Genomic DNA, 10,777 nt, shown 5'->3' with positions numbered 1-10,777 from the left:
GGAGGCTTCACCATGTGACATATCTTGCGAAAATCGCCAGGTCTTCGCGCACATGGTGTGCGCGATGGGCTTTGGAGTCTTCCTTGAGCAAGTTGCATCGCTGGTGGCAATCCTGGGCCCAAAGGTCGAGGTCTGCTGATACCGATACCGGTTCCGAGGGTGTGCCCTCCGGCTCGGTGGGCGTGCAGGCGGCCCAGGTGCGCCGTTTGTGGCTGTTGTTGGGCCTCGGCCTGGTGCTGGCCGTGGTGGTGGCCTATGTCATGGTGGCGCTCAACCGCGAAACCGTGCGCCTGAGCCATCCCTCGACCATCGTGGCGGCCATGTCGGCCGACAACGAGGTGCAATCGCTGGACCAGGCCTGGGCCGTGCGCAGCAACGCCTCGCGCTTCCCCGCCGGGCAGGCCGGGCAGTTGATGACGCTGCCGGACGAGTGGTCCAAGAGCCAGCCGGGTTACCAGGGCGCGATCTGGTACCGCTTCAACTTCGACACGGGCACGCTGCCGGGGCCGGACCAGATCATGGCCGTGCAGATCGAGCGGGCCTGCTCCAATGTCGAGGTCTTCCTCAACGGGCAGTTGCTGTACCGCGGTGGGCGCATGAGTGAGCCGTATGCGCGCAACTGCTACCGTTCGCACGTGGTGACCCTGCCTTCGCACCTGCTGCGCGAGCATGGCAATGAACTGGACCTCAAGGTGGTGGGCTACCCGATCAACCGGGTGACGGCGCGCCAGCGCGCGGGTGGGCTGAGCGCCGTGCGCATCGGGCCGCTGCAAGAAATCCGCGAGCTGTATGAGCAGCAGGAGTTCTGGACGACCACCGTCTCGCAGGTGCTGGGTGGCATCCTGGCCGTGCTGGGCATTTTTGCGCTGGGCCTGGCCTGGGTGCGCCGCCTGGATTACCTGCTGTACTTTGGTCTGCTGACCATCGGCTGGTCGATGATGACCGGGCGCATGTGGCTCAGCGAGGTGCTCATCCCCAATGCCGGCGTCGAGGTGCTGATCGCGATGATGTTCGCACCCATGACGGCCTGCGCCATCAAGTTCCTGCTGGGTTATGCCGGGCAGAGCATGGGCGCGGTCAACCGTGGGGCGCGCCGCCGCCAGCTCAATGCCGTGCTGTGGGCGCAATGTGTGCTGCTGCCCGTGAGCCTGCTGTTGATGGGCACGGACCGGCTGTTCATCGGCGCGCGCATCTGGTACGTGCTGTTTGCCATCGAGCTGTTCATCACCATCGGCTTCTTCCTGTGGGTGGCGGGCAAGAACCGCCGCACCGAGTTCTGGCTGATGAGTGCCGCGCTGGGTGTGGTGGCGGCCGTGCTGGGCATCGAGCTGAGCTTCCAGAGCGGGCTGGTCAAGATGTGGGGCGTGCACGTGACCCACTTCGTGATGCCGCTGCTGTACGCCGCGGTGGCCGTGCGCCTGATCCAGGTGTATGCCAAGGCCCTGCAGACCGCCGAAGGCGCGCGCAAGCAGCTGGAGCGCCGCGTGCAGGAGATCTCCGGCGAGATCGAGCGCAACTTCAACCAGATTGCCGAGCTGCGCGTCGAGCAGATCGCCGAGAAGGAGCGCAAGCGCATCGCCGCCGACCTGCACGACGACCTGGGCGCCAAGCTGCTGACCATCGTGCACACGTCCGACAACGACCGCATCTCGACGCTCGCACGCGAGGCGCTGGAAGAGATGCGCCTGTCGGTGCGCGGCCTCACGGGCAAGCCCATGGTGTTGTCCGATGCGCTGGCTGACTGGCGTGCCGAGGTGGTGTCCCGCCTGGGCCAGGCCGGCATCGAATGCGAATGGCGCAACCCCAACGATGTGATCGAAGAACCACTTTCGTCACGGACTTATGTGCAGACCACGCGTATCCTGAGGGAAGCCGTCAGCAACGTGATCAAGCACAGCGGTGCGTCGCACGTGGTCATCTCAGCCGAGGTGCACCTGGAGCACCACGACTTCGTGCTCGTCATCCAGGACAACGGCAAGGGCATCCCGCTGGAGCTTGATGGCCGCCTGGATCGCGGCCACGGCATGACCAGCATGAAGCACCGTGCCAAACAGTTGAGTGGGCAGTGTCTGGTGGAATCCGGTCCGGGCTTTGGCACCGTGATCCGGCTGACGCTGCCGCTTGAAATCGCCACCATGCAACAAGTGTTGCCTGCTGCGCTGCCGGGAAGCCCCGGCACTGCTAGCATGCGGCATATTGCACGTGGACATTGATCCCAGCATCCCTATTTGAAGTGAGGCCCGTCCACCATGAAGCAAATCCTCTTACTTGAAGACCTGCCCGAAATCCGCGTCTGGCTCAAGACCCTGGCGCTTCAGGTGTTTCCAGGCGCGCAGATCAGCGAAGCTTCGCGCATCCATGACGCACTGGAGCTGGTCAACGCCGTGCGCTTTGACGTGGCCATGGTCGATCTGGGGCTGCCTGATGGCTCCGGCGTCGAGGTGGTGCAGGCCTTGCGCGAAAAGCAGCCCGATGTGCAGTCCGTGGTGGTGACCATCCATGACGATGACGACCACCTCTTCCCTGCACTGCAGGCAGGGGCTTTCGGCTACCTGCTCAAAGAGCAGTCGCGCGAGCAACTGGCCGAGCAGCTGCACCGCATCAGCCAGGGCGAGCCGCCGCTGTCGCCCTCGATCGCGCGCCGCGTGATCCAGTACTTCACCGCGCAAGCGCGCCAGCAACCGATCCAGCCTGACACGGTGACGCCGCACGTGCAGCTCACCGACCGTGAAAACGAGGTGCTGCTGCGCGTGGCCAAGGGCTTCACGCTGCCCGAGATCGGCCAGCAGCTGAACCTGTCGCGCCACACGATTGCCGACTATGTGAAGCAGATCTACCGCAAGCTCAATGTGTCTTCGCGCGCCGAAGCCGCACTGGAAGCGCAGCGCCTGGGGCTGTTCCGTCGCTGAGTAGCTGTTCATGATCGCTCGTCTGACGGGGCTGCTCGCCGAGAAGCAGCCGCCCTTTGTGCTGGTCGACGTCAATGGCGTCGGCTACGAAGTGCAGGTGCCCATGAGCACCTTCTACAACCTGCCTGAGCTGGGCGCCAAGGTCACCTTGCTGACCCAGTTCATCGTGCGCGAGGACGCGCAGCTGCTGTATGGCTTCCTCACGGCCATGGAGCGCGAGTCCTTCCGCGAGCTGATCAAGATCAGCGGCGTGGGCCCGCGCATCGCGCTGGCGCTGCTCTCAGGCCTGAACTCCAACGAGCTGGCCCAGGCCGTGGCCGCGCAGGACACCAGCCGCCTGGTCAAGGTGCCAGGCATCGGCAAAAAAACCGCCGAGCGCCTGCTGCTCGAACTCAAGGGCAAGCTGGCACCGGTGCTGGCCACGCCGGGTTTTGCCGCCACCAGCGACAACCAGGCCGACATCCTGCAGGCCTTGATCGCGCTGGGTTACTCCGACAAGGAGGCGCAACTGGCGCTCAAGGCCCTGCCGGCGGATGTGTCGGTGAGCGACGGGATCAAGCAAGCGTTGAAATCCCTGGCGCGTTGAGGCGCTGTTCACGCGGGGCACGCCCCGTTTCAGGGCATGATAGGCAGCTTATGCAGCCTTGTGATTTCCCTGGTTTGGACGGCATGTTTTCCCGACTTGTGAAGGGTGCGCGAGCGCGCGCCGTGTGGCGATCGGCCCGGCAGCCCGCTTGGTGGCTGGCGGGCTTGTGCGCGGTGATGCCGCTCATGTCGCCTGCGCCCGCCTGGGCGATGACCTCGGTCAAGGCGCCCTCCAGGCCGCCGGCCAAGATGGTGCCGGTGCACGCGACGCCGCAGGCGTTCTGCCAGGACATGACGCGGCGTCTGCCCAATCTGCCTGCTGCGGTGTGCGCCAAGGCCCAGTTGGTCCCCATCAACGCCAGGTCGGCGCAGGGGCGCCCCTTGTTTCAGCGTGACGTGATCTCGGCCAACGCGCATTTGCGCGTGCTGGTGATCGGCGGTATCCATGGGGACGAACTCTCGTCCACCTCGCTGGTGATGCACTGGATCAAGGCCGCCACGGAGACGCCTTCCAACATCCACTGGCGTTTTGTGCCCTTGATGAACCCGGACGGCATGCTGCTGGACAGGCCCACGCGCACCAACGCCCGTGGGGTGGACCTCAACCGCAACTTCCCCACGCCCAACTGGGACAAGGAGGCGCCGGTCTACTGGAACCAGCGCACGCAAAAGGACCCGCGCCGCTACCCGGGGCCCAAGCCCTTGTCTGAGCCGGAGTCGAAGTGGTTGTTCGACGAGATGGAGCGCTGGAAGCCCAACCTGATCGTGTCGGTGCATGCGCCCTATGGGGTGCTGGACTTTGACGGCCCGACGGTGCCCCCTCAGCGCCTGGGGCGGCTGTACCTGGATCAGGTCGGCATCTTCCCGGGCAGCCTGGGTAACTATGGCGGGGTGCACAAGAAGGTGCCGGTGGTGACCATCGAGCTGCCCAGTGCCTTGCGCACGCCTCAGGAAGCGGAGATCCGGCAGATGTGGCTGGATCTCTTGCGCTGGACGGCGGAGCGGCTGGGGGCGGGTTGAGGTTTGCGCCTCCACCCACGCGGACCAGCATCAGCCCAGTGCGCTCAACGCGTCGGCCCTGAAGCCTGCGCACTCGGCAGTGCCGCCAGGATCTGCAACAACCGGTTGATCTGCAGCGGTTTGACCAGGTAATGGCTGAAGCCCGTCTGCAGCGCCTTGGCAATGTGGTCAGGCAGGGCATCCGCGCTAAGTGCGATCAGCGGCAGTTTCTTGAAGTCGGGCTGCGTGCGCAGGCGCCGGCACAAGTCCAGCCCTGAGCCATCCGGCAAGTTGATGTCCACCAGCGCCACATCCGGGTGCGTGGCCTCGATGCTGGCCAGCCCTTCGGCCGCTGTTTCGGCCGAATACAGCCGCACCTGCGGGTAGGCCGCGAACATGGCTTCCACCAGGCTGCGGTTCAAGGCGTTGTCCTCGATGTGCACCACACGCAGCGGCGGCAGCATCACGGCGGGTTCATTGCTGCCCCGGTTCACGTTGGAGCGCAGGCTGCCCGGGCCCTCGGCCAGTGGCAGGCGCAAAGCAAACACGCTGCCCTTGCCCAGGGTGCTGGTCACGTCGATGCGGCCGTGCATCAGCTCGGCCAGGCGTTGCGACACGGCCAGACCCAGGCCGTTGCCCGAGGGCTTGCCCGGTGCGGTGTCCAGGCGTGTGAAGGGCTGGAACAGGCGCGGCAGGTCGTTTTGCTCGATGCCAAAGCCCTGGTCACGCACCTCGATGATGCCCACGCGCTCTTCCTGGCCCACGCGGCCTTGCAGCCAGATGGTGGAGCCCTGCGGGCTGAACTTGATGGCATTGCTCATCAGGTTCATCAAGATGGCGCGGGTGTGCTGCGGGTCGGCCCAGACGGCCGGGCACTGGCTGTCCACCACCACGGTGATGTCGTGCGCCAGGGCGTCGTCTTCCAGGGCAGCGCGCACTTCGCGCAGCAGCACCGACAACTCGACGCGCTGCGGGCGGATGCCAAGGGGCTTGTCGTCCAGCTTGGCGTACTCCAGGGCCTGGTCCAGCAGCGACAGCAGTTGCTGCCCGGCGGTGTGGATGTGGCCGATCTGGCGGCGTTGCGCCTCGGGCAGTTGCGAGTCATCGGCCATGTCGAGCAACTGCGTGAAGCCCAGGATGGCGTTGAGCGGCGAACGCATGCTGTGGCTCATGCGCGAGAGGAACTCGACCTTGGTGGCCAGGGCCACTTCGGCTTCCAGGCGCTTGGCGTGTTCCACATCGGCGCGGCGCTTGTCGCTGATGTCGGTCAGCACCTCGATGTAGCGGTTGATCTGGCCCTCAGGCCCGTGCACGGGCTGCACCGAGCGCGCCACCCAGAAGGGCTCGCCATCCTTGCGGTGGTGGCAGACCTCCAGCTTCTCGATGCTGCCGCCTTGCGCCAGCACCTGGTTGATGCGGGTGATGGTGGCCGGGTCGGTGTGCGGGCCGCTGAGCAGCTCTTCGGGCAACTGCCCGTGGCATTCGGTCAGCGCGAAACCGGTCAGGCGGGTGAAAGCCGGGTTGACCCAGCTGATGCAGCGTTGCGCGTCGCAGATCAGGATGGCGTCGGTGACGCGGTCGGCCACCAGGGCCAGTTCCTGGTTGGTGGCCTGGGCGCGTTGCAGGGCAGCCTGCAACTGGCGCATCACCTGGCCTTGTTGTTCGAATGCGTCGTGGCGGAGCTGGAGTTCGTCGAGAAGGCGTTGTGCGTCGTCGGCCATGGTGTCGGAAACGCCCACGGGTAGTGAGCGGCGTACGTTGGCGGGGCGCCATGTGGCCGAGTCGGCCAGTCCGGCAGGGGGTGGGGTAGGTGTGTCGTCAGGGGACGCAGAGCGGATGTCTGGCATGGCGTGCTCCTCTGTTTGTGGCCCATCGTCTTGACAGCTTTCATGGGCTTTAAACAAGCCTGCGCCGAAGACCACAACCAACCGGATTTCAGCGCCTGGGGCGTTCCAGTGTAGGGACTTCTGACCGATTTGACCACGTGTTTCGCTCGGTGTTTACTCGGCCGTTGTGACTTGCACGACGCATTAAGCGGAATGCCGCCCGGGGCCCCGCACGGGCAAGATGGCGGCCCCATGCGCTACATTGCCCCATGCATGGCGTGGGTCGCCGTGTCGGTCATTTGTAGATGGGTGCCATGGCCAGTTTGCGCGTTTGCCTTTTGTCGATCCTGATGCTGCTGCTCACCGCCTGTAGCAGTTTGTTGCCGCGTGGCAGCACCGACGTGTTGTCGGGTTTTGGCAGCTTTGAGGACGCCCGTGATGCCATCGAGCGGGTCAAGCCGTATCAGACCACCACCAGTCAGCTCAAAGACCTGGGCTTTGACGTGCACGACACGGCCAATGTGCGCCAGATCCCGTATCCGGAGGTGATTGCCCGCCTGGCCCCCAACCCCAGTGTGCCGCTGGACATGCTGGACCCTGGCATCCGCGATTGCATCGAATCGCGCCAGGCCTGTCGCGCGTATGAGTTCAGTTTCGGGCGCCAGGTCAGCCACCGCGAGGGCAGCTTCTGGGCCGACTTCCTCAACTTCCGCCGCCGCACCGAGATCACCGGCTGGCGTTTCCAGGGCCTGGTGGTCGTGCGCGATGGCGTGGTGCTGTTTCGCAACTATGGTGGCGAGCCTCAGATCAAGCAGACGGAGCGCCAGTCCAACCCGCTGGGGCCGCTGCAGCCTGCGGGTGAAGCGGCCGGTGCGCTGATTTCCCGTTGACCCCTGGCGGGCCGACGGACGCGCCTTGCGCTAACCTGCCGCATCCTCCAACCTGGGCCTTTCTGACATGACCTCTGTTTACGACTTTGAAGCGCAGACCATCACCGGTGAAGCCGTGAAGCTGGATCAGTACCGGGGCAAGGTGCTGCTGATCGTCAACACGGCCAGCAAGTGCGGTTTCACGCCGCAGTTCGAAGGCCTGGAAAAGTTGTGGAAGGAGCTGGGCCCCAAGGGCCTGGCCGTCGTGGGCTTCCCGTGCAACCAGTTTGGCGGGCAGGACCCGGGCGACAACAGCGAGATCGCGTCCTTCTGCCAGCTCAACTACGGGGTGAGCTTCCCGATGATGGCCAAGATCGACGTCAACGGCCCCAACGCCCACCCGCTCTACCAGTACCTGGTCAAGGAAGCGCCGGGCATCCTGGGCACCAAGTCCATCAAATGGAACTTCACCAAGTTCCTCATCGGCCGTGATGGCCGGGTGCTCGGGCGTTATGCCCCCACCGACACGCCCAAGGCCTTGATGGCCGACATCGACAAAGCGCTGGCCGCGAGCTGACCCCCGCGCATGTGGGCCGCCCTGTTCAAGCTGCCACGCACGGTCTGGTTGATCGGGCTGATCTCGCTGGTCAACGACAGTGCCAGCGACATGGTCTACCCGCTGGTGCCGCTGTACCTGGCTTCGGTGCTGATGGCCGGGCCGCGTGCGCTGGGGCTGATCGAAGGGCTGGCCGAAGCCACGGCGGCCCTGCTCAAGCTGTTTTCGGGCGTGCTGGTGGACCGCACCCGGCGCGCCAGGCCCTGGGTGATGGTGGGTTACGGCCTGGCCGGTTTCGGGCGACCCTTGCTGGCCCTGGCCGGCAGCTGGTTGTGGGTGCTGCTCATCCGCTTGAGCGACCGCATTGGCAAGGGCTTGCGCACCTCACCGCGTGATGCGCTGTTGGCTGGCAGCGTGGTGGCCGAACACCGCGGGCTGGCCTTTGGGGTACAGCGGGCGCTGGACAACGCGGGCGCCGTGATCGGCCCGCTGGTGGCGGCCGCGATGCTGGGTGCCGGCATGCCTTTGCAGCAGGTGTTTGCCTGGGCCCTGTTGCCCGCCCTGATCTGCCTGGTCATGACGTTTGGCCTGAAAGAGGCGCCAGACGGGCGCCCGGCGCCCAGCCGCCGCAGCTGGCACTGGCGGGGGCTGTCTGGCGGGTTCAAACGTTACCTGCTGGTGGTGGCGCTGTTCACGCTGGGCAATTCGTCCAATATGTTCCTGCTGCTGCGCGCCCGCGAGCTGGGCGTGGCCCAGGCGCACGTGCCCTTGTTGTGGGGCCTGGTGTCGGTGGTGGCCATGCTGGGGGCGGCTCCGCTGTCAGCCTGGTCGGACAAGGTCGGGCGTCACCGCCTGCTGGTAGGGGGGTACGCGGCGTATGGCCTGGTCTACCTGGCACTGGCCTGGCAGGCGCGCGCGGACTGGTCCCTGTGGCTGTTGTTCGCCTTGTACGGCCTGTTCCTGGCCGCCACCGAAGGCGTGGAAAAGGCCCTGGTGGCCGACCTGGCCGAGCCGGGGCAACAGGGCACGGCCTACGGCTGGTTCAACCTGGCCGCGGGCATCATGCTGCTGCCCGCCTCCTGGTGTTTCGGCTGGCTCTACCAGGGTTGGTCGGCCACCGCGGCCTTTGAATTCGGGGCGGCGTGCGCGGGGTTGTCGGCTGTGCTGATGGCCTGGTGGGTGCCCAGGTCCGCCCCGCCATCGACAACCTGAGACACGGCCCTTGATCACGATGCCTTGTTCTGCCTCCAGGCTCACCGCCTTGTCCTTGTCCTTGTTGCTGGCGGCCGGTGCCGCGTGCGCGCAAACCGAGCAGCTGAAGATGTCGCTGGAGATGCGGCTCGATCCCGCCCACATCGACAGGGCGGGTGGAGGCCGCGAGCGGCTGGGCCTGGTCACGACCAGCCTCCTGTTCGAGCCCGCCTATGACTGGTGGGTCGGGCCGGCGGTGGTGGGGGCGGCCACGGGGCAGCGCGGCGGCTTCTTCGTGCTCGGTGCTCAGGTGGCACGGCGCTGGCATTCCACCGACAACTGGGTGGCGCAACTGGGTTTGCTGATGGGCGGTGGCGGTGGTGGTGGCGCGCCGGTTGGCGGCGGCTTGATGCTGATGCCCTCGGCCAGCCTGTCGTATGACTGGGGCGGTGTGCAGACCGGGCTGAGCGTGTCCAGCGTGAACATGCCCAGTGGGCGCATCAGCAGCCGCCAGATCGGGCTGGTGCTCAGCTGGGACGGGCGCTTCCGCTACTTTGATGTGGGCGAGGTGGGCCACAAGCTGTCCACCGCCGAGCACACCGGCCTGGGTTTTGACCGGCTGATGCTGGACAGCGCGCAGCTGCATGTGAGGGCGCGCCAGAGCGTGCCGGCCAGCACGGTGCGGCTGGTGGGCGTGCGTGCGGAGCGCCGCCTGGGGCCCAATATGTATTGGGGTGTCGAGACAGCGGCCGCCACGCATGGCGGGGCCGACGGCTACATGGAGATCCTGGGAACGGGCGGTTGGGAAACCTCGGCTTCGGCCATCGGTTTGAGCGATCTGTACCTGGGGGCCCGCGTGGCCCTGGGGCTGGGCGGGGGCGGCGCGGTGGAAACCGGCGGCGGCACGCTTGGCAAGGCGGCCGGGGTGCTGCGCTGGGAGCTGGGGCGCGATGCCTTTGTCGGCTTCGAAGCCGGGGCCGTGCGTTCCGGCAGCGGTGCCTACAACGCCCGTTACGCCCAGTGGCAAGTGGGCCTGCAGCTGGACCACCCAGGCGCACCCCAGGACGCGCCCGTGGTCGGCCTGGCCTGGTCGGGCAGCGTGCAGCACGTGCGCAAAGCCGCGCGCAAGGATGGGCGCCAACTGGATCTGGACACCGTGGGCATCAAGCTCAAGCGCCTGGTGGGGTCGAATGTCTACGTGACCGGGCAGGCGCACAGCGCGGTGGCTGGCCAGGCTGGCGCCTATTCCGTGGGGCTGGCGGGGGCCGGGGTGCAGACCGACCTGAGCGACTCAGGCTGGCGCCTGTCGGCCGAGTTGCTGGCGGGTGCCGCTGGCGGCGGTGGTGTCGCCAACCAGGGCGGCGCGGTGGCGCAGGGCATGGCCTACCTGGGCCTGTCGCTTGACCCGGGCAGCGAGTGGCAGCTGGGGGCGGGCCGCATCCGGGGCCAGCATGCCGGGCTCAACAGCCGGGTGCTGGACATCAGTTGGACGCGCAGCTTCGGGGTGGGGCAGCGTTGAGGCAAGCCACCTGCAGGGGATTACGCCCGTAGTTCACGAACGACCGTGCCAATTCGGTGGCACCCACTAAAGCGGACAAACGTCTGGACGAAATAGCCAGAACGATTGGTTGCGCGTGTCCGCGCCTGGAGGGTTTATGCGTCGTTTTTTCCTGGGTCTGGGGGTGGTTCTGACAGCCGTGTTGTTGTCGGCATGCGGTGGTGGCGGTGGTGGCGACACTTCGGCGTCTTCCGGCGGTGGGGGCGGCGCAACCGTGACCACCTCCAACATCACCCTGCCCTCCTCGGTGCAGGTGGTTTCCGCGCACTGATCCAGGGAGTTCA

10 protein-coding genes are annotated in these 10,777 nt (G+C 66.3%); 9 read left to right on the top strand and 1 reads right to left on the bottom strand.

All coding sequences use genetic code 11. The annotated features are described in order from the left end of the window. The first annotated feature begins 83 nt into the window (after nt 1-83). From JY96_RS09795 to JY96_RS09780, 4 genes are all read left to right on the top strand, one after another. On the top strand, nt 84-2,213 hold the full coding sequence (locus tag JY96_RS09795; RefSeq protein WP_161784286.1) for an ATP-binding protein: 2,130 nt from the start codon (nt 84-86) through the stop codon (nt 2,211-2,213). 36 nt (nt 2,214-2,249) lie between these two features. Then, nucleotides 2,250-2,909, top strand: coding sequence for a response regulator transcription factor (locus JY96_RS09790; protein ID WP_035037001.1), 660 nt, complete (start codon nt 2,250-2,252; stop codon nt 2,907-2,909). 10 nt (nt 2,910-2,919) lie between these two features. Further along, complete coding sequence (gene ruvA, locus JY96_RS09785; RefSeq protein WP_035036998.1) at nt 2,920-3,495, top strand: Holliday junction branch migration protein RuvA; 576 nt, start codon at nt 2,920-2,922, stop codon at nt 3,493-3,495. Between the two features lie 83 nt (nt 3,496-3,578). Then, nucleotides 3,579-4,514: a M14 family murein peptide amidase A gene (locus JY96_RS09780; RefSeq protein WP_235333892.1), complete on the top strand. Its 936-nt coding sequence runs from the start codon at nt 3,579-3,581 to the stop codon at nt 4,512-4,514. A gap of 44 nt (nt 4,515-4,558) precedes the next feature. Here JY96_RS09780 and JY96_RS09775 read toward each other — a convergent pair whose 3' ends face one another. Next, nucleotides 4,559-6,340, bottom strand: coding sequence for an ATP-binding protein (locus JY96_RS09775; protein WP_081961167.1), 1,782 nt, complete (start codon nt 6,338-6,340; stop codon nt 4,559-4,561). Between the two features lie 293 nt (nt 6,341-6,633). On the opposite strand from JY96_RS09775, the gene JY96_RS09770 reads away from it, so the two are divergent. From JY96_RS09770 to JY96_RS23555, 5 genes are all read left to right on the top strand, one after another. Next, the gene (locus tag JY96_RS09770; protein ID WP_152606435.1) at nt 6,634-7,209 is read left to right on the top strand and encodes a hypothetical protein; all 576 of its coding nucleotides are present in this window, start codon (nt 6,634-6,636) and stop codon (nt 7,207-7,209) included. 67 nt (nt 7,210-7,276) lie between these two features. Beyond that, nucleotides 7,277-7,765 (top strand): glutathione peroxidase, encoded by a 489-nt coding sequence (locus tag JY96_RS09765; protein WP_035036995.1) that lies wholly within the window; start codon nt 7,277-7,279, stop codon nt 7,763-7,765. Between the two features lie 9 nt (nt 7,766-7,774). Then, entirely contained in the window at nt 7,775-8,956 is a 1,182-nt protein-coding gene (locus JY96_RS09760; protein ID WP_035036992.1) for an MFS transporter, read from the top strand. A gap of 19 nt (nt 8,957-8,975) precedes the next feature. Continuing rightward, the gene (locus JY96_RS09755) at nt 8,976-10,454 is read left to right on the top strand and encodes a hypothetical protein (protein ID WP_035036989.1); all 1,479 of its coding nucleotides are present in this window, start codon (nt 8,976-8,978) and stop codon (nt 10,452-10,454) included. Between the two features lie 136 nt (nt 10,455-10,590). Next, nucleotides 10,591-10,764 (top strand): hypothetical protein, encoded by a 174-nt coding sequence (locus JY96_RS23555; RefSeq protein ID WP_161784285.1) that lies wholly within the window; start codon nt 10,591-10,593, stop codon nt 10,762-10,764. Nucleotides 10,765-10,777: the final 13 nt, after the last annotated feature.

Origin of the sequence: Aquabacterium sp. NJ1, from assembly GCF_000768065.1 — a bacterium.
Lineage (GTDB): Bacteria > Pseudomonadota > Gammaproteobacteria > Burkholderiales > Burkholderiaceae_C > Aquabacterium.
Note: the sequence above shows the minus strand (reverse complement) of the source record. Positions and strands in the feature narration are given on the sequence as shown.

Excerpts from the sequence above, each read along its gene's own strand:
- JY96_RS09790 (WP_035037001.1), top strand. The coding sequence starts at position 2,250 with ATGAAGCAAATCCTCTTACTTGAAGACCTGCCCGAAATCCGCGTCTGG.
- JY96_RS09775 (WP_081961167.1), bottom strand. The coding sequence starts at position 6,340 with ATGCCAGACATCCGCTCTGCGTCCCCTGACGACACACCTACCCCACCC.
- JY96_RS09755 (WP_035036989.1), top strand. The coding sequence starts at position 8,976 with ATGCCTTGTTCTGCCTCCAGGCTCACCGCCTTGTCCTTGTCCTTGTTG.
- JY96_RS09765 (WP_035036995.1), top strand. The coding sequence starts at position 7,277 with ATGACCTCTGTTTACGACTTTGAAGCGCAGACCATCACCGGTGAAGCC.
- JY96_RS09780 (WP_235333892.1), top strand. The coding sequence starts at position 3,579 with ATGTTTTCCCGACTTGTGAAGGGTGCGCGAGCGCGCGCCGTGTGGCGA.
- ruvA (WP_035036998.1), top strand. The coding sequence starts at position 2,920 with ATGATCGCTCGTCTGACGGGGCTGCTCGCCGAGAAGCAGCCGCCCTTT.
- JY96_RS09760 (WP_035036992.1), top strand. The coding sequence starts at position 7,775 with ATGTGGGCCGCCCTGTTCAAGCTGCCACGCACGGTCTGGTTGATCGGG.
- JY96_RS09770 (WP_152606435.1), top strand. The coding sequence starts at position 6,634 with ATGGCCAGTTTGCGCGTTTGCCTTTTGTCGATCCTGATGCTGCTGCTC.
- JY96_RS23555 (WP_161784285.1), top strand. The coding sequence starts at position 10,591 with ATGCGTCGTTTTTTCCTGGGTCTGGGGGTGGTTCTGACAGCCGTGTTG.